Raw genomic sequence first — 19309 nt, forward strand, 5'->3', positions numbered from 1 at the left:
TCGTCATCAGTCCCTATCTTTCGGCCACTGAGCCTGTCGAAGTGTGCCAGTATGTGCTTGTTAAGTCATTGCAAACCCTTAGGGAATGGCAGTGGAGAGGCAAGGGTGTGGCAGTCTCGCCACTGTTGAGATTCCTTCGCCTTCCAACACGCAAGGCTCCCGCAAAGTCTCGGAATGACGAGAAGTTACCCGTCATTGCGAACCCTTAGGGGAGGGCAGTGGAGAGGCAAGGGTATGGCAATCTCATCACTGTTGAGATTCCTTCGCCTTCCAACACGCAAGGCTCCCGCAAAGTCTCGGAATGACGAGAAGTTACCCGTCATTGCGAACCCTTAGGGGAGGGCAGTGGAGAGGCAAGGGTGTGGCAATCTCATCACCTTGGAGATTCCTTCGCCTTCCAACGGGAAAGGCCCCGCAAAATCTCGGAATTATCTTTCGGCCACTGAGCCTGTCGAAGTGAGCCATGATGTGCTTCTTTCGTCCCTGCGAACCCTTTTTTGGGGAGCGGGAGTGTAGGAAAAGGGTGTGGCAATCTCATCACATTGGAGATTCCTTCGCCTTCCTTCCCGCATGGCCATCGCAAAGCCTCGGAATGACGAATACATTCACTTCCGCCTTGTAGATTTTTGGCGTTAACAAATTTAAGAAGCGATGGCAAGGGCACAGGCACTGTATGACGAAGTTTTTGGTTTATTTAACATTAAAAAGCAACGAAACAATTATACCAAAAGCAAGGAGTTTGCCTGTGTGCGGGAGGCCTTAAACTCGAAATATGCAATAGACAATCTATTACGTGCTGAAATCGCTTCAAAATCAGCCACTTCGTTGCTGTTTTCAATTTCACTATAGCGGTGCTATGCTAAAATCTCCAAACAGCCTGATTTTCTTGCGATTGCAACACTCATCACGAATCCTATGACATAATCCGGGTTAAATTTTAGCCGAAAAGATACTCAGCGGCGGGGTTTTTCCTGACTAGCTCCGCTTGAGGACAGGCCACTGACTAGCTGCGCTGGGCTGGTTGCTTAATTTTTTAATCCCGATACGTTTCACTACTCGGGACATGCACTGCAGCAAAAAAGTGACAATCGAAATGGTGAAAGACTCCCCTTTTCTTTCCTATAAACAATAAAAATTTCTTAACTAAACGACATTGATAATCCGGGTTGAAGGTTTATTCCTTTTTTCGAATTTTATGGATGAAAAATACACCCATATAATAAATAAAAATTGCAAAGGAACCCTGAACCATAGATATGTCAATCCACTGCCATTATGGTTTGCCGCTTGATAATCGATCTGTTCAAAAGCCGCCTTGACATTTGCAGGAAGAATCAAAATAAAAAATAAGATCAGCAGGTATCCTGTCACTTTTCTAAACCGAGGCAGATGCAACCCAATGGCCCCAAATATTTCAATAATACCCGTAAAAAAAACAAGCTCTTTTTTATAAGGTAAAAAGTCAGGGACCATCATTGCCATCCCTTCTGTGAACATAAAGTGTCCCAAAGCGGTAAATAACAACATGGCAGAGAAGCCTATTCTGGCAGCTAGAGTGAAATTATATTTACCGTGAACAAGTTTGAGATAACCTGTAACAATAAGGGTTATGGTAATTAGAAGGATAAACGGTTTCATTTTTTTTTTTCCAAAGGTGGGGATAATTTTTCCTTAAGAAAATGAACCCGGGTTAAGAAATTCGCTTTCTTATTCTGCTGAGTGCCTGAGGAGTTACTCCCACATAGGAAGCAATGTATTTGAGTGGAATCTCCAAGATTAAATTTGGGCGCTTTTTAAAAAGAGCCCTATACCTTTCTTCCGCCGTTTGTTCTAAAAAGGAAAGTTCTCTTTCTGATTTGATTAGGAATTGGCTTTCAGCAGCCAGTCTTCCAATGGTATTCCCAATATTGGTGTTGTCGTATATAAACTGCAAGTCTTCATAGGAAATGCGCCAAAGGCTGGTTTGGGTCATGGTTTCTACTTGATAGGTACAAGGTTGCCGACTTAAAAAAGAATCATAAGCACTGACAAATTGCCCTTGAAAACAAAAGCCGAAAGTTAAATCATTTTCTATTTTAGGAATAAATAGCCTGACAGCCCCTTTTGCAATAAAAGACAAATGAGATTCTATCTCTCCAACTTTCAATAAGCTTGATTTTTTAGGGTATTCACTTTTTTTAAGTTTGGAAGAAAACAGGGCCCAATCTTCATCAGAGATAGCCACAAGCTGTTCAAAATAATTTCTTATTTGTTCCATTTACTTTTTTGACATTTTTGGGCAAGTTAATGTAAACCATTAAGGTAGCAAGGGGCAGCAAACTATCCTGCAATAATGGCTAGGTAATAAGGATGGCGTAATTCTCGGGGAAATTCAAATAACTTCAATCTGATGAAGTAAATTTTTAGCTGTTGTATGCTTTTAACAAATTTTAAAGTATATAAAATAGTGTAAATCAGTGATGTTTTTTTTATTGGAGCAAATCTTTTCCAAACAGAGATGAAATTACAATCCTTTGCTTTAAAAATTCGTTTAAATGCTAAGTAAGTTTTTAAAGGACGAAGTTAATGCCTTTAAAAGCCATTCAATTTTTGCGATAAAAAATGAAAAATATACGTTCCAAGAGAATATTCACTGACCCCGGCTTAGGCCTTTTTCAACAAGACATAAGGACCTATAATGCTGAAGATTATAAAGTTTGGGAAATCTTATTTAAGAAACAGTCAAAAAAACTGCAGGCCGTTGCTGCGCAAGGGTATTTGAAGGGGTTTCAGGCTCTGCACCTGAATGAAGAAAAAATAGTAAACCTAAAGGAAGTGTCTTACCCATTAGGGATGAACACAGGATGGCGGGTACAGGTGGTCCCGGGGCGGGTTAATGATGGCTTGTTTTTTACTTTACTGCAAGCCAAAAAATTCCCTGTTACTTCTTGGCTAAGAAGTTTGGATGAATTGGATTACCCGATAGCTCCTGATTTATTTCATGATGCTTTTGGCCATCTTCCCTTATTGATGAATGAAAGCTTTTCTCAATTTTTAGAGGGTTTAGCCACTATCTCCTTAAGGTATATCGACAATCCATTGGCTTTAGAATTGCTTGAAAGGGTTTATTGGTACACTGTGAAGTATGGTCTAATTAGGGAGAAAAACGAGATTAAAGCATATGGAGCAGGAATACTTAGTTCCTCCGGTGAAATACATTATAGCCTTTCGGATGAACCCAGACATTGTGCCTATGAGGTGGAGGCAGTATTGAATACCCCTTTTTGGAAAAATAAATTTCAGGACAGGTATTTTATTGTGAATGGTTTTGATGAGTTAAGGGACTCCCTTCCACTTATCGAGGAAAAAGTAGCCGAACTTTTGCAAAAAGCGGAGTGAAAACGGGTGATTTTAATGGAATTTTTTTAATCTTAGCACATCTTTTTCTATAAAAATCCATTCACCTTTATGTCCGTCCTTATAAAGAAGTTCTTATTGCTAGCATTTTTATTGCCCATCACTTTTATTCTCCAAGCTCAGGAGATTGATAGCTTGGATATTTATTTGGCCATAGGTCAATCCAACATGGCCGGGAGGGCAGAAATCATAGCGGATTTAGAAGCTCCGATAGAAGATGTTTTTCTTTTTACCGGAAAAGAATGGCTGCCGGCCACCAATCCATTAAACCTGTATTCAACAGTTAGGAAAGTGGTGAGCATGCAACGACTAAGCCCTGCCTATGGTTTTGCCAGAAAAATGCATGATTACAACCAGGATAAGAAAATTGGTCTGGTGGTCAATGCCAAAGGAGGAAGTGTAATTGATGAATGGATGCCGGGAACCTTGTTCTTTTCAGAAATTATCTCTCGTGCAAGACTCGCTGCAGAAAGTGGTAAGATCAAAGGCATTATCTGGCATCAAGGCGAAGGTGATGTAAAGGAAGCCGATCAGTACTTGGGGAAAATAAGTCACTTGATTACCGCCCTGCGTGACAGCCTCCATTTACCCGATTTGCCTTTTGTGGCCGGACAATTGTCAGAGGACAAAATTAGCCGAAAGGCGCTTAATGACACTTTGTTAAGCCTTCCGAAGTTGATGCCTCATACTGGACTGGCCCTTTCTTTTGGAACAACTACCTTCGATAGTACCCACTTTGATAGTCCGAGTCAGGTTTTATTAGGAGAGCGATATGCCGATCAAATGATACAATTAATGGAAGCAAAAAATAGTAGGAAGAGTTTTTCTTTTGGTGTATTGTCAGACATACAGTATGCCGACGTTGAAACTGCAGGAAAGCGAAACTACCGGGGGACTTTGGAAACCCTTAAACGAACCATTCCTTTTTTAAACGCCTATGACCTTAAATTTACTGTGCATCTGGGGGATTTAATAGACCGTAATTTTGAAAGTTTCGATGCCCCTTTGTCCATTTTAGAAGAGAGTAAAGCTCCTCTTCATTATGTTTGGGGAAATCATGATTTTTCAGTAACGGATAGCCTTAAACAAAAAGTAGGCAAAAAAGTAGGGAACGAAAATGGATACCATTCCATAGAGGTTGGAGACATGGTATTTATGATGGTCAATGGAATGGACATAAGCATGGAAGGACATCCGGAAGGTTCTACCCAACATGAGGAAGCTTTGATGATGATGGAAGGTTTAGAAGCAGAAGGAGCAAACAATGTGAAGCCTTGGAATGGAGGCGTAGGGGAGGAACAATTGCAATGGATGGAAGCTTTGGTCAATAAAGCAGAGGAGGAGGGAAAGCGTGTGGTGGCGTTTTGTCATTACCCGCTATTGCCGGAAAATGGGCTACATTTACTCAATCACAAAGAAGTGCTGGACAGAATAGGCCATTCCCCAGCCATGGTGGCTTGGTTTTCAGGCCACCATCACGCCGGCAACTATTACAAGGATGAAAACGGCATGCACCACCTGACTTTTTTAGGCATGGTGGAGGCTGAATCTCCTGCACTTGGCGCTATTGTCACAGTGGAGAAAGATAAATTAATCATTCATGGCATAGGAGATGAAGCGGATCGGATCCTGAATTTCAGGTAAATACCATGCCTTTGAATTTTCTTTTCAAAAAGGCCGGAGGACTTTCCGCTTTTGGTACTGGATTAATTTTTATATTTGCTGGCTAAATAGAAAATTATGTACACCCGTTTTGCTAAATTCTTTTACTTCCTTTCAATAGGATTGTTTTTGTTTGTTTTTATGTATGCTTATGCTTCCATGCCGGACTTTGCCACTTACGAGCAAAACAGCAAAGGATTGCCTGTAAAGCAAGTGAGTAAGGAAAGCTTCTTTTACTTTACAGTCATTCTGTTTTTTGTATACAATGTCCTATTGGTGATACCCGGTAAAATGATAGAAATGAAAGGCAGCAATGCCCTACACAGGCTTTTTCCGGTAGGAGATAGTTATAGGGATCGGATTTTAGCATGGATATATTCCTTTATCGGTGTGGGTAACCTATGCCTGAGTATAATGGTCTTTTATATCCATAGCCTTACCAATCAAAATGAGATTAGGAATACTGAATACAATGTTTTCTTTTACCTTGTCCCCATTTTACTGGCTGCATGGGTGATAGGCTTATTTATAGTACTGGTAGGCAAAATGAAACAGGTAAAAACAGGTACAGTTTAAGGCAGAAAACAGTTAAAATATGGCAGGAAACGTACAATACACTGAAGATAGTATAAAATCCCTCGATTGGAAAGAGCATATCCGATTAAGACCGGGTATGTATATTGGTAAGCTGGGAGACGGTAGTGCGCAGGATGATGGTATTTATGTTTTGGTAAAAGAAATCCTTGACAACAGTATCGATGAGCACATGATGGGAAATGGTCGAACCATTGAGGTGAAGATCAGTGAGCACAAAGTCGAAATCAGGGATTATGGTAGGGGAATACCCTTGGGGAAGGTCATTGATTGTGTTTCCAAAATCAATACGGGAGGTAAATATGACTCAGGTGCCTTCCAAAAATCTGTAGGATTAAATGGGGTCGGTACCAAAGCAGTGAATGCCTTATCAGAATATTTTAAGGTTCAATCTTTTAGAGAAGGCCAAACAAAAGTTGCGGAATTTAATAAAGGAGAATTGGTAGAAGATCGTCCGGTGGCCAAAACCTCGGAAAGAAATGGTACCAAGATTGTTTTTTCTCCGGATCCTTCGGTCTTTAAGAACTACCATTTTATACCGGAATACCTTGAAAACCAAATTTGGAATTATGCTTTCCTGAATAGTGGGCTAACCATTAATTTTAATGGGGTCAAATATTTTTCTCAGAATGGCCTGTTGGACTTATTGGACCGAAAGGTGGATGATGATAGCAGAAGATATCCTACCATACACCTTAAGGGCAATGATATCGAAATGGCCCTAACCCATACCAACCAATATGGTGAGGAGTATTACTCCTTTGTCAATGGGCAGTTTACCACTCAAGGTGGAACACATTTGGCAGCATTTAGAGAGTCTATTGTTAGGTCGGTCAGGGAATTTTTCAAAAAAGATTATGATGCTGCGGATATAAGGCAAGGTGTGGTGGCTTCCATTGCAGTAAGGGTGATGGAACCTGTTTTTGAGTCCCAAACCAAAACCAAATTGGGCTCTCACAGTGTAGGACCTGATGGACCTACTTTGCGGACATTTGTCAATGACTTTGTAAAAGTAGAACTTGACAATTACTTGCACAAACACCCGGACACTGCCAATGCTATACTGAAGAGAATTCTTCAATCGGAGAGAGAAAGGAAAGAAATCTCAGGCATCAAGAAATTGGCCAATGAGAGGGCCAAAAAAGCCAATCTTCACAATAAGAAATTGAGAGATTGTAGGGTTCATTATGATGACAATAAGGCTAAGGAGGAACAGAAGAATGAAACCATGCTCTTTATTACAGAGGGTGACTCCGCATCCGGATCAATCACCAAGTCAAGAAATGTGCAGACGCAAGCAGTATTTTCTCTGAGAGGAAAGCCACTCAATTGCTTTGGGATGACCAAAAAAGTGGTGTATGAAAATGAGGAATTTAACCTCTTGCAACACGCCTTGAATATTGAAGATGGGATAGATGGATTGAGGTATAGAAAAATAGTCATTGCCACTGATGCCGATGTCGATGGGATGCACATTCGCTTGTTGATCATGACCTATTTTCTACAATTCTTCCCTGATTTGGTGAAAAATGGACACCTTTTTATTCTTGAAACCCCACTTTTTAGGGTGCGAAACAAAAAAGAAACCATTTATTGCTATTCTGATGAAGAGCGTCAACGTGCCATTCATAAATTAGGTAAAACATCAGAGATTACGCGATTTAAGGGGCTTGGAGAAATTTCTCCCAGTGAATTTGGTGGCTTTATCGGTGAAAATATCCGTTTGGAACCCATTATCCTAAACAAGGAAACTAAAATTGCTGATTTGTTAGGCTTTTATATGGGAAAAAATACGCCTACCAGACAAGAGTTTATTATTAATAGACTGAAGGTTGAAAAAGACCTGGATCTGGGAGCAGAGGATAAGACTAACGGGGAAGAAAGTGAAGAAAAGGAAGTGGCCTAAAGTAAGGTTATTACTCCTGAATTACCCGCGAGTTAGCTGAGCTATAGCTTGTACTAATGTCTAGGGTTTTTGCTTAAGACTCCGCTCAGTATAAGGAAGAATAGAGGCCGACAGGAAAAATTTTCATACAAAATCAACCCTATAAAAGGGCTAAAGTATTTTGAGATTGTTCTCAAATACTCAAGTAAAAAATGAAGTTAATTCATGAGTGAAGAAAAAGATTTACCAATGGATGGAGATGAAGGCTTACAAAATGTTGTGCCTGTTTCCGGAATGTATCAAGATTGGTTTTTGGATTACGCTTCCTATGTTATTTTGGAGCGTGCAGTCCCTGCTATAGAGGATGGGTTTAAGCCTGTGCAACGCAGGATCATGCATGCCATGAAGGAAATGGATGACGGCCGTTTCAATAAAGTGGCCAATATCATAGGGCAGTCCATGCAGTACCACCCTCATGGTGATGCCTCCATTGGTGATGCCATAGTGAATTTAGGGCAAAAGGACTTGCTGATAGAAACCCAAGGTAACTGGGGGGATGTAAGGACAGGAGATGGAGCAGCAGCCGCTAGGTATATCGAGGCCCGACTTTCCAAGTTTGCACTTGAGGTAGTCTTTAACCCTCAAACTACAGAATGGCAGCTTTCCTACGATGGAAGAAAAAAAGAACCGGTTACCCTTCCGGTTAAGTTTCCATTATTGCTGGCGCAAGGGGTAGAAGGCATTGCTGTGGGCTTGAGTACAAAAATCCTTCCGCATAACTTTTGCGAGTTAATAGAAGGTTCCATCCAAATCCTTAAAGGTAAGAAAACGAATATTCTTCCCGATTTCAATATGGGAGGCTATGCCGATTTTTCTGAGTACAATGAAGGACTTAGGGGAGGGAAAGTTAAAGTCCGCGCTAAAATAGAAGAGGATGACAGTAGAACGCTGTTGATTAAGGAAATTCCTTACGGAACCACCACCAACTCCCTGATTGAGTCGATCATTAAGGCCAATGACAAAGGGAAGATAAAGATCAAAAAAGTTGTCGACAACACCGCCAAGGATGTAGAGATAATGGTGCAGTTGGCACCGGGGCAGTCACCCAATATGACCATTGATGCCTTGTATGCTTTTACAGACTGTGAGGTTAGCATTTCACCAAATGCCTGTGTAATTATTGATGACAAACCTGTTTTCCTTTCCGTTAACAAGATATTGGAATACAATACCTTCCAAACCAAGGATTTGTTGAATCAGGAGTTGGAAATCAGGAAAAGTGAATTGATGGAGAAATTGCTTTTCTCTTCTCTTGAAAAGATTTTTATTGAAAACAGGATTTACCGTGACATTGAAGAGTGTGAAACCTGGGAAGCTGTTCTTGAAACCATAGACAAGGGCTTGGAGCCTTTTAAGCCTGATTTTTACAGGGAAATCACCAAGGAGGATATCATTCGTTTGACAGAAATTAAAATCAAACGTATTTCCAAGTTTGATACTTTCAAGGCAGATGAGCTGATGCGTAAATTGAATGAGGAACTCGAAGAAGTGAACCACCACCTGGAAAACCTAACCGATTATGCCATTCAGTACTACAGCAATTTGCTGAAAAAATATGGAAAAGACCGGGAAAGGAAAACAGAAGCGAGAACCTTTGATACCATTGCAGCCAATATAGTTGCAGCAAACAATGCCAAACTTTATGTGAATAGGGCAGATGGATTTGTAGGCTACGGCTTGAAAAAAGATGAATTTGTTTGTGAGTGTTCAGACCTGGACGATATCATTGTTTTCCGAAGAGATGGTGTCTGTATGGTCACCAAAATTCAGGACAAAGGGTTTGTAGGTAAAGACATTATCCATGTGGCAGTCTTCAGAAAAGGGGATGAAAGGATGGTATACAACCTGATCTATCTGGATGGAGGATCAGGAAGAACCATGATCAAGCGATTCCAGGTTTTAAGTGTAACAAGGGATAGAGAATACGTGCTTACCAAAGGCACCAAAGGGTCCAAAGTACTGTACTTTACAGCAAATGCCAATGGAGAAGCAGAAATTGTGACAGTATTTCTTACTGCAGGCGCCAAGGCAAGGGTGAAGGTATTTGATTTTGATTTTAAAGATCTGGAAATCAAAGGGCGTGGGGCTAAAGGAAATATACTCACCAAATACCCGGTTAGAAAAATCCAGCTTAAAATGGAAGGCGTGTCCACTTTAGGTGGTTTGGACATTTACTTTGACCCATCTGTAGGTAGGCTAAACACAGATGAAAGAGGTGACTTTGTCGGTAATTTCTTAGGGGAAGACAAAGTGTTGGTCTTTTATAAAGATGGAAGTTATGAATTGACCACCTTTGAACTGACCAACCGCTATGAACCTGAGAACATTTTGCTGATCGAAAAATATGATCCTGAAAGCGTGGTGTCATCCATATATTATGATGGTGTACACAAGATGCATTATGTGAAAAGGTTTGTGATCGAAACCTCTACCTTAAACAAGAAATTTAACTTTATCTCAGACCATAAGCAATCCAAGCTAACCGTAGTCTCCACAGAAAAACAGCCTCAGGTAAAAGTAAAGTTTAAGCTGGATAAAGAGGTGGAAGAAAAGGTTTACGACATGGACATGTTGATAGATGTAAAAGGATGGAAATCTGTCGGTAATCGATTAAGTAACCATAAAGTGATGAACATTTCTTTGGTGGAATCAGCCAAACCGGAAAAGAAAAAGGAGAACACCGAAAAAGACAATGGATCGGGAGAATCAAAAGATGCTTCCGGAGATGATGATGACAAAGAACAATTAGGGCTGTTTTAACCCAAGCCGCTATGGAGCAATTGGACAAGGATGAACTGGCTTTTTTAGCCTATCTTTCCGAATTTATCACCCCCCATAAAAAAGCTTTAATAGACAAAGTACTGGGAGAGAGGACCCGGTACATTACCCTAGTTCTAGAAAATATTTACAAACCACACAATGCCTCAGCCGTTCTAAGAACGGCTGATTGCTTTGGTATTCAGGATGTCCATGTCATTGAAGGGGATAATAGCTATGATATCAATCCCTATGTGACCCGAGGAGCTGCTCAATGGGTAGATTTGCACAAATATGACGATGCATCGGGAAATGCAACAGCGGACTGTATCCAACAGCTCAAGCACAAAGGTTATAAAGTTTTGGCCACCAGTCCTAGAGAAGGTAGTTTGCCGGTGAGTGATTTGGCAATAGATCAGCCACTTGCTCTAATTTTTGGCAATGAGCATGAAGGGGTAAGCCAAACGGCCATGGATGCGGCAGACGGTTTGGTGCATATACCCATGAAAGGATTTACTGAAAGTTTTAATATTTCAGTCAGTGCTGCCATTTGCTTGTATGCCCTTCAAGAAAAAATTGGCCGGCATCCAATTGATAATTATTCCTTAAAGGAAGCTGAAAAGTTAAAATTAAAATACCATTGGTACCAAGAGATTGTCAAACATTCAGCAGCCCATAAACGGTCATTCTTTCAAAATAGAAAATAAGGAAGGGCATCTTTTTTTAGGCTGTTTGCACAATTGATTTCTGAAGAAAGCAGTGGCAGAATGAAAACTTGCAAAAAATCTGGATGACTTAGGCCTTTTTTGACCGCATGGCCTTAACTTTAGTAATGGAGTGGTCCTCAATCAATTTTTTGTACTCCCTAGTTTCTCTACCGAAAAGCGCAACTTTACCATCTTTATTACTATGGATTCCAAAACCATACCTTTTCGTTAATGGAGAAGCTCTCAGGCAAGCTTGACCTTTTGAAAAAAAATGGCTTTTGGCTTCGGGGTACTCCTCTTGGCTTAGGTCTTTGCGCAAGGCGTAAATAGCAAATAGCAACTCATCTGAAGTAAATTGGTAAGGTTTTTTGCTGATCATTTCATATTGCAAGTTGGCAACTGATTTTTTATTTCCCTTGAGTGGAGGGATTTCCCCCATCTCTGCCTGGCAATCGGCTGCAACTTCAATAAAAGTGTTAAGGTAATTGGTGGAATGAATTTTCATATTTTATAAGGATAGTTAAGCCGTTAATTGACCAACTTACGCTACCATAAAACCAAATGGTTACCTGCTCAATTTAATCATTTAAGCCTTCTAATCGGTGACAATGCAATCTTTTATTCAATTATTGTAGGTATTTCTTTTAAAATGAAGAAGTTTTTCAAAAGCCCTAAATACAATTGTTATCTTCTATTTTGAGACGATTGGTAGAAATGTTTTTTTGATAAAGGAGATTATGGTTTCTAGTTTGGATACAACTGATAGTGGCGATGGCCCCTGAATAGTAACCTGAGTTCGTTTTAAAATAATTAAAAAAATAATCTTTCCGGGAATTAATATTTTAATGTCGTAGCAATTGAAATGACAATCATTGTTTTTAACTTATTAAATATTTATTACCTAAATAAGAAAGTCATCGGTAACTATTGCGAGTAAATGTGTTGCTGAAGTCGAAGAAATCACAAAACGGCGAGACTGTCACACCCATGCCTCACCACTACCGTGGGAAGCTCCAACAAGAGGAGGCTGTTTCACTTTTTCTTATCTTAGTAAGCCCCAAATGGGTTCGCAGTGACGAGGGAGAGCCGTTTGTAAAGACAATTTAAATCTAGCTGAGGTTAGTAGAAGGAGTCAAAATAATTTTATTTTCCTAAAATCTGAAGTAAATGGTCAAGATATGCAAGGGCTAATCTTTTTTTTTACCCCGTTGAATTTGCATATTTGCAGTTCATAAATCAGGAAAATGCTTTACTTTTGAAGCCTTGCGCTATAATCGTAAAAAAATCACTGGTTTTGGCGAAGAATGAGTTTAAAAGCACCTGTTTGTAAAGGTGATTTATCATAAATAAAAGAATGCATGTCAAGTAGTGGTAATGAGATTAAAGTAACATTTCCTGATCAATCAGTCAGGGTTTTTGAAAAGGGAGTAAACAGTTTAGAAATAGCATTAAGCATCAGTGAAGGTTTGGCCAGAAATGTATTGGCGGCCAAAATCAATGGTGAGATTTGGGATGCTACCAGGCCGATTGACCAAGATGTAAGCATTGAGTTGCTTACCTGGAAAGATGAAGGTGGGAAATCTACCTTTTGGCATTCATCTGCCCACTTGTTGGCGGAGGCATTGGAAGCTTTATATCCCGGTATTAAATTTGGAATAGGCCCTCCTATTGAAAATGGGTTTTATTACGATGTAGATTTTGGAGGAAAAACCCTGGAAGGTGCGGAGTTAGAGAAAATAGAAGCCAAGATGATTGAATTGGCTCGTCAAAAGAATGAATTTGTCAGAAGAGACATTTCCAAGAAAGAGGCGGTTGACTATTATGAAGAGAAAGGGGATGAGTACAAACTAGACCTTCTTGAAAGGTTGGAAGACGGAACCATTACATTTTATGAGCAAGGAGGGTTTACAGACCTGTGTAGAGGACCTCATATTCCGCACACCGGATTTGTTAAGGCCGTTAAATTGCTGAACATTGCCGGGGCCTATTGGAGAGGGGATGAGAAGAATAAAATGCTTACCCGTATTTACGGCATAACTTTTCCAAAGGCGAAGGAATTGAAAGAATACCTTCATATGCTTGAAGAAGCAAAGAAAAGGGACCATAGAAAACTTGGCAGGGAATTGGAATTGTTTACTTTTTCAGAGAAAGTTGGCTTAGGCTTGCCTTTGTGGTTGCCCAAGGGTACCTTATTGCGTGAGCGGTTGGTTTCTTTTCTGAAGAAGGAACAAGATCATACAGGTTATCAGCAGGTAATCACACCACATATTGGCCACAAGGCATTGTATGAAACTTCCGGGCATTATGAGAAATACGGTAAGGATTCATTTCAGCCAATAGCTACCCCACATGAAGGGGAGGAGTTTTTATTGAAACCAATGAACTGCCCCCATCACTGTGAGATTTACAAACACAAACCGCGGTCTTATAAAGACCTGCCGGTAAGGTATGCAGAGTTTGGTACCGTATACCGGTATGAGCAGAGCGGGGAGTTGCATGGATTGACCAGGGTGCGTGGTTTTACCCAAGATGATGCCCATATATTCTGTAGACAGGATCAGGTAAAAGAAGAGTTTATCAAGGTAATAGACTTGGTCTTGTATGTTTTCAAAGCCCTGGGCTTTGATAATTATACTGCTCAAATTTCTTTGAGAGATCCTGAAAATATGGACAAATATATTGGGGATGAGGAAGCGTGGAATAAGGCAGAGCAGGCCATCATAGAGGCAGCCGAAGAAAAAGGCTTGGATACCGTTACTGAAAAAGGTGAAGCAGCTTTTTATGGACCGAAACTGGATTTTATGGTCAAAGATGCTTTGGGAAGAAGTTGGCAACTGGGAACCATACAGGTAGATTATCAGTTACCCCAACGGTTTGAATTGGAATATACCGGTTCAGACAATCAAAAACACAGGCCGGTGATGATTCATAGGGCCCCTTTTGGATCTTTGGAACGATTTGTGGCAGTATTAATTGAGCATTGTGCTGGGAATTTCCCGCTTTGGTTGGCACCGGAGCAGTTGGTGATCTTACCTATATCTGAAAAATATGCCGATTATGCCTCCAAGGTTAAAGCTTTATTGGCAGACAACGATATAACAGGCGAGATTGACAACAGAGATGAGAAGATTGGCCGGAAAATCAGGGATGCTGAAGTGAAAAAGATTCCTTTTATGGTGATTGTAGGAGAAAAAGAGCAGGAAGAAAATAAAATATCACTAAGAAAACATGGGGAAGGAGACATAGGCTCATTTGAATTGAGCGCATTTGTGGACTTCTTTCAGGGAATCATTAGGGAATCATTGAATAAATAACAGGAATATAATTTGTTGATTTTTAATATTTAAAAAATTATTAGATATTTGCAATCTGAAACTTTAAAAAACAACCATAGCTATTTTGAGAGGAAAAAGAACTTATACTCCGAGACAAGAGGAACCATATAAAGTAAATCAAAAAATTAGGGCCCGAGAGGTCAGGGTTGTAGGAGATTTTGTAGAGGGAGGAAACGCGGTTATGGCGACTGACAAAGCAGTAGCATTGGCCGAGGAAAATGGACTTGATCTCGTTGAAATTTCTCCTTCCGCTGCACCTCCGGTATGTAAGGTGATCGATTATGCTAAGTTCAAATATGAACAAAAGAAAAAGCAAAAAGAGATCAAATCCAATGCTGCCAAAACTGTAGTGAAGGAAATTAGGTTTGGACCCAATACTGATGATCATGATTTCGATTTTAAATTGAAACATGCCATCAACTTTCTAAAAGATGGTGCTAAAGTAAAGGCATATGTTCATTTTGTTGGTCGTACCATTGTTTTTAAGGAAAGAGGGGAAATGCTTCTATTGAAATTCGCTCAGGCCCTAGAAGACTATGGCCAGGTGGAGCAATTGCCAAAAATGGAGGGGAAAAGAATGAACATATTTGTTTCTCCAAAAGCAGGTAAGAAATAATTCAACTAATATATATACGGTAATGCCAAAAGTTAAAACTAAATCAAGTGCTAAGAAAAGGTTCAAGCTTTCTGGGTCTGGAAAGATAAGAAGGAAGCATGCTTTCAAAAGCCACATTTTGACTAAAAAGTCTACCAAAAGGAAGAGAAATCTTACCAAAATGGGAGTCGTTCATGAGTCAGATGAGGGCAGAGTAAAAGACATGCTTAGAATCTAATTAAAAATTATCAGGTTATTTAATTCACCAGACCTTTGGTTTACAAGTCTATTCAGAAACACTGAAAGCACCAAAAGTCAAAAACTAAAAAAAAATGCCAAGATCGGTCAATTCAGTAGCTTCAAGAGCTAGGAGAAAAAAAGTATTAAAAGCAACCAAAGGTTACTTCGGAAGAGGTAAAAACGTTTGGACTGTAGCAAAAAACAAGTATGAAAAAGGACTTCAGTATGCTTACAGGGATAGAAAAGTAAAGAAAAGAGAATTCAGAGCACTTTGGATTCAAAGAATCAACGCCGGAGCCAGACAATATGGCATTAGCTACTCTCAATTTATGGGATTGCTTAAAAAAGCGGAGATAGATCTTAATAGAAAGGTCCTTGCAGATCTTGCAATGAACCATCCGGTAGCTTTCAAAGCCATCGTTGAGAAAGTAAAATAAGAAGCTTTTAAGCTATATAATTTAAAACCCTCCTTGGAGGGTTTTTTTTATGCCTAAATTCCCTAAAAGACTTGAATATTGGTGCCTGGAGTAAGGAAACCGATAAGAAGGAATGGTTATGCCGTTCATGTTTTCCTTCACTTTTAATAATTGGCTAATGAAATTTATTAAGATTGCTAACCCTAAATAAAAATGAACCCTTGCAGTCTTTAAATAAAAACGATTTAAAAGACTGAAGTTGAATGTTTGGATGCTAAATCCCGATCCAAACAAATCCCATTCAATAATGAGGGGAGGCCGGATTTTTTTATTTCTTCCATACTTCGGATAAAACTGATATTCAGCTTAATTTCCCCGGCATAATTATTCCCAAGCTTTAGAATCCGGACTTAAAAAGGTTTATTTTTTGAAATTTTCATTATATTACTCAGGGTTTACCTATCTTTTGCAAGTCATATGGCTTATTTTGTTTAATTAAGCCTTAGTTAATAAAAATAGGGGTGTTTTACCACATTGGGTAGACCAATTTGAGGATGGTGTGATAGGTTTTAGAAAATGAGGGCCATAAAAAAAGGTCTCTAAATCTAAGAGACCTTTTAATTGGTAGCGAGGAGGGGAGTTGAACCCCTGACCTCAGGGTTATGAATCCTGCGCTCTAACCATCTGAGCTACCTCGCCAATTGGGAATGCAAATATGTGAGTATAATCCTTGAATTGCAAATCAAGTACCTAAAAAATATTGTACTTTTTACAACAAGAATTAAAAAAGCCATGGAGAAAATCAAATTTGTTTCAGATTATCAGATAAATAGCTCCAAAAAGATTATTTATCCATATTTAAGCACAGCAAGTGGATTGTCACAATGGTTTGCCGATGATGTAGTAATTAATGAGGATAAAGTTTATAATTTTATTTATGATGGTGAAGATCATTATGCGCGTGCAGTTATTATGCGGACCAATCATCATGTGAAATTTGAATTTTTCGATCCTGAGGAGGAGGAAGATTTCGATACCGAGCATTTCTTCATCGAATTTAAGTTGGATGAAAACGAACTCACCCAAACCATTTACCTGCGTGTAATAGAATATAGCGACGCCTTTGATGAGCAAGAGCAGCAGTCAATTTGGGAAGGTTTGATAGGATCTCTTAAAGAGATTATTGGTGGATAAAATGACTTTTAATTATCATTTTTAACATAATATGCTCAATTTTGTCAAGGGTTTAACCCATCGGTTTAAATGCAAAGCAAGCAGGTGCTGAATGTTGATGAAAAAAGCTTGAAAAATAAGTAGTGGCTTCTTCATCCGTTTTAAGTACAAATAGCGTTAAAGGCTATGGGCACTTGTATGGCATGGGCTGATTGGTGTTTGCAAATGAAAAGTAAAAGCATTGAATGAAAAAATTAGATAAGCTAGTATTGGGGTCATTCCTCAGTCCTTTTCTGCTTACTTTTATCGTGGTAGATTTTATTTTGCTCACGGTGAATATGCTTAAATATTTTGATGAGATTTTTGGTAAGGACCTGCCTTTTATGGTCTATATGGAACTCATTGGTTATTTTGTAATAAGCATTTCTCCCATGGCCTTGCCTTTGGCTGTATTGCTTTCTTCATTGATGACATTTGGAAACCTGGGAGAACATTTTGAATTAACAGCCATCAAGAGCAGCGGCATTTCCCTCAACCGTACCATGCTTCCGATTGGTGTTTTTGTAGCCATTGTTACCGTATTGGCATTTCTATCCAATAATTACATTGTTCCTCGTGTAAATCTCAAAACCTTTAGCTTGTTGTATGATATCCGGATGAAATCTCCGGCATTTGATATCAAGGAGGGGGTGTTTTACAACGGAATACCGGGATACAGCATCAAAGTCAACAATAAATTAGATGAAGTGCGCCTCAAAGATGTATTGATCTATGACCACACTTCAGGACAGGGTAATCTTCACATGATTACTGCTGATTCAGGTAGGATGGAACCCTTCTTTAACGATCGCTACATAATGTTGACCCTTTATAATGGGAACAGTTACCAGGAAGGTACAGGAAGAAGAGGTGGGGGAAAGGTTCCCCAGACTTTTAGCAGAACACAATTTGAAACCAATAAAATGGTTTTTAATTTGGATGCTTTTGAATTGGATCGAACGGATGAAAAACTTTGGTCCAACAGTAAATCCATAAAAAATATTAGTGAAATAAGGGTTGACTTAGACTCAATGGAAAGAGAAATCAATCACTTTCACTTTTTTAACTATGCCAACACTGAGGCTTCTTACAATTATTTTGGTAGATCCCGGAAGCTGACACCGCCCAAGGATATCTTGGATAAAAAACTGGAAAGTGACTCGCTTAAAAATTTAAAGTACCAGGCCGAACAAGACCTACTTCAAAATGATGTGAACATAGAGCGGGCAGGGGCGGAAGTTTCCGAAACACCCATTTCTCCTACCGCTGCAGGTGATACAAACACAAGCAACCCAACAACAATTGATTCAAGTGAGAGAGAGGCTCAGACTGTTAAACTGGCACAAAGAGCAAGCAGTAAACCTTCGGCTGAATTAAGTGACAGCCTTGCTCAATCCAAAGACAGCTTAGACAAAGTTTTGGAGACTAATAAAAAACCCGACATGCGGGAAATCAATAAAAACAGTGCTTTAAAGACCGAAAAGCAGGTCATACAGCCCTTATCTGCTGATCAAGAAAAGCGCCTGGACTCTTTATTGTCGACGCCAAGATACCGACACTCGCGGGCCTCTGTAGGACTCACATCAGCAAGAAACATTAAAAACAATTTCACTAAGAATAAAACCCAAGTCAATGAAGTAATGAGGCAATACAGGCATTTTACTGTTGCTTGGTACCAAAAGTATACCCAGTCATTGGCTTGCTTCGTAATGTTCATGATTGGAGCGCCATTGGGAGCTATTATCAAGAAAGGCGGACTAGGCATGCCGGTTTTGTTGTCCATCATTTTTTTTATCATTTATTATATGTTGACAATCACCGGAGAGAAATGGGCAAAGGAAGGTTTGTCAGATCCACTTTTCGGAACCTTTTTCTCCAATATGGCATTGATTCCGTTCGGTCTGTTTTTTTTAAAGCAAGCCCGAAAAGATGCGAGATTATTTGAACCCGATTTTTACCAAGGAATTTGGGAAAAAATAGTTAAATTATACCAGAAAATGATCCGGAGAAAAAAGTTAAAAGAAGATGTTTTATAATTTGGAATAAAACAGCTACCTTTGGCTCTGTTTTAAAAAATTTAACATCATATTTGACTAAGCATGTATTTAGCGAAAGAAGAAAAAGTAGAACTATTCAAGAATCATGGTCGGTTGAAGTCAGAAAGTGATACAGGGTCTCCTGAGTCACAAATTGCCCTGTTTACTTACAGGATTAAGCACCTGACGGAACACTTAAAGACCAACAAAAAGGACCATTCAAGCAGAAAAGGTCTATTGAAATTGGTAGGTAAAAGAAGAAGTTTACTGAATTACCTTATTAAAATTGATATTGAGAGATACAGGAATGTAATTGCTGACCTTGGTATCCGTAAATAATACTTGTAGGGTTCCTTTATATAAGGGACCTTACTTTTTTACTTCCTTCTGTTATTAAGCCTTATTTTTAAAACT

18 protein-coding genes and 1 tRNA gene are annotated in these 19309 nt (G+C 39.4%); 14 read left to right on the forward strand and 5 right to left on the reverse strand.

Going from position 1 to position 19309, the window contains the following annotated elements; translation table 11 throughout:
• Positions 1-428 precede the first annotated feature (428 nt).
• A complete protein-coding gene (locus tag ACYVHJ_RS01255; protein WP_460511840.1) occupies positions 429-605 on the reverse strand; it encodes a hypothetical protein in 177 nt (58 codons plus the stop codon).
• A gap of 46 nt (positions 606-651) precedes the next feature.
• On the opposite strand from ACYVHJ_RS01255, the gene ACYVHJ_RS01260 reads away from it, so the two are divergent.
• A complete protein-coding gene (locus tag ACYVHJ_RS01260) occupies positions 652-849 on the forward strand; it encodes a hypothetical protein (protein WP_460511842.1) in 198 nt (65 codons plus the stop codon).
• Positions 850-1143: 294 nt separating this feature from the next.
• On the opposite strand, the gene ACYVHJ_RS01265 is transcribed toward ACYVHJ_RS01260, so the two are convergent.
• Entirely contained in the window at positions 1144-1638 is a 495-nt protein-coding gene (locus tag ACYVHJ_RS01265; RefSeq protein ID WP_460511844.1) for a DoxX family protein, read from the reverse strand.
• Between the two features lie 52 nt (positions 1639-1690).
• Entirely contained in the window at positions 1691-2257 is a 567-nt protein-coding gene (locus tag ACYVHJ_RS01270; protein ID WP_460511846.1) for a Crp/Fnr family transcriptional regulator, read from the reverse strand.
• A 344-nt stretch (positions 2258-2601) separates the two neighbouring features.
• Here ACYVHJ_RS01270 and ACYVHJ_RS01275 point away from each other — a divergent pair, with 344 nt between their 5' ends.
• The 6 genes from ACYVHJ_RS01275 (at position 2602) to ACYVHJ_RS01300 (ending at position 11061) form a co-directional block, all read left to right on the forward strand.
• Positions 2602-3378 (forward strand): phenylalanine-4-hydroxylase, encoded by a 777-nt coding sequence (locus ACYVHJ_RS01275; protein ID WP_460511848.1) that lies wholly within the window; start codon positions 2602-2604, stop codon positions 3376-3378.
• Positions 3379-3447: 69 nt separating this feature from the next.
• Positions 3448-5040, forward strand: a complete 1593-nt coding sequence (locus tag ACYVHJ_RS01280) for a sialate O-acetylesterase (RefSeq protein WP_460511850.1) — start codon at positions 3448-3450, stop codon at positions 5038-5040.
• 96 nt (positions 5041-5136) lie between these two features.
• The gene (locus tag ACYVHJ_RS01285; protein WP_339904621.1) at positions 5137-5634 is read left to right on the forward strand and encodes a DNA topoisomerase IV; all 498 of its coding nucleotides are present in this window, start codon (positions 5137-5139) and stop codon (positions 5632-5634) included.
• 19 nt (positions 5635-5653) lie between these two features.
• A complete protein-coding gene (locus ACYVHJ_RS01290; protein WP_460511852.1) occupies positions 5654-7558 on the forward strand; it encodes a DNA topoisomerase IV subunit B in 1905 nt (634 codons plus the stop codon).
• 204 nt (positions 7559-7762) lie between these two features.
• Positions 7763-10357, forward strand: coding sequence for a DNA gyrase/topoisomerase IV subunit A (locus ACYVHJ_RS01295; protein ID WP_460511854.1), 2595 nt, complete (start codon positions 7763-7765; stop codon positions 10355-10357).
• Positions 10358-10368: 11 nt separating this feature from the next.
• Positions 10369-11061 carry a TrmH family RNA methyltransferase gene (locus tag ACYVHJ_RS01300; protein ID WP_460511856.1) on the forward strand — a complete coding sequence of 231 codons (693 nt, stop codon included), beginning with the start codon at positions 10369-10371 and terminating at the stop codon, positions 11059-11061.
• Between the two features lie 88 nt (positions 11062-11149).
• Here the strand turns inward: ACYVHJ_RS01300 and ACYVHJ_RS01305 are convergent, their stop codons facing one another.
• Positions 11150-11566 (reverse strand): DUF6157 family protein, encoded by a 417-nt coding sequence (locus ACYVHJ_RS01305; protein WP_460511859.1) that lies wholly within the window; start codon positions 11564-11566, stop codon positions 11150-11152.
• Between the two features lie 853 nt (positions 11567-12419).
• Here ACYVHJ_RS01305 and thrS point away from each other — a divergent pair.
• The 4 genes from thrS (at position 12420) to rplT (ending at position 15668) form a co-directional block, all read left to right on the forward strand.
• Entirely contained in the window at positions 12420-14375 is a 1956-nt protein-coding gene (gene thrS / locus ACYVHJ_RS01310; RefSeq protein WP_460511862.1) for a threonine--tRNA ligase, read from the forward strand.
• A gap of 85 nt (positions 14376-14460) precedes the next feature.
• Positions 14461-15012 carry a translation initiation factor IF-3 gene (gene infC / locus ACYVHJ_RS01315; RefSeq protein ID WP_339903834.1) on the forward strand — a complete coding sequence of 184 codons (552 nt, stop codon included), beginning with the start codon at positions 14461-14463 and terminating at the stop codon, positions 15010-15012.
• A gap of 22 nt (positions 15013-15034) precedes the next feature.
• Positions 15035-15229 carry a 50S ribosomal protein L35 gene (gene rpmI / locus ACYVHJ_RS01320; protein WP_339903835.1) on the forward strand — a complete coding sequence of 65 codons (195 nt, stop codon included), beginning with the start codon at positions 15035-15037 and terminating at the stop codon, positions 15227-15229.
• Positions 15230-15323: 94 nt separating this feature from the next.
• Positions 15324-15668: a 50S ribosomal protein L20 gene (gene rplT / locus ACYVHJ_RS01325; protein WP_014021145.1), complete on the forward strand. Its 345-nt coding sequence runs from the start codon at positions 15324-15326 to the stop codon at positions 15666-15668.
• Positions 15669-16269: 601 nt separating this feature from the next.
• On the opposite strand, the gene ACYVHJ_RS01330 is transcribed toward rplT, so the two are convergent.
• Positions 16270-16346 (reverse strand) — tRNA-Met (locus tag ACYVHJ_RS01330).
• A 93-nt stretch (positions 16347-16439) separates the two neighbouring features.
• On the opposite strand from ACYVHJ_RS01330, the gene ACYVHJ_RS01335 reads away from it, so the two are divergent.
• The 3 genes from ACYVHJ_RS01335 to rpsO all read left to right on the forward strand — a co-directional run bounded on the left by ACYVHJ_RS01335 (position 16440) and on the right by rpsO (position 19234).
• Complete coding sequence (locus tag ACYVHJ_RS01335) at positions 16440-16841, forward strand: START-like domain-containing protein (RefSeq protein ID WP_460512238.1); 402 nt, start codon at positions 16440-16442, stop codon at positions 16839-16841.
• A gap of 224 nt (positions 16842-17065) precedes the next feature.
• Complete coding sequence (locus tag ACYVHJ_RS01340) at positions 17066-18895, forward strand: LptF/LptG family permease (RefSeq protein WP_460511865.1); 1830 nt, start codon at positions 17066-17068, stop codon at positions 18893-18895.
• Between the two features lie 63 nt (positions 18896-18958).
• Positions 18959-19234, forward strand: a complete 276-nt coding sequence (rpsO, locus tag ACYVHJ_RS01345) for a 30S ribosomal protein S15 (RefSeq protein WP_303612426.1) — start codon at positions 18959-18961, stop codon at positions 19232-19234.
• Positions 19235-19309 lie beyond the last annotated feature (75 nt).

This window comes from Cyclobacterium sediminis, assembly GCF_054781075.1.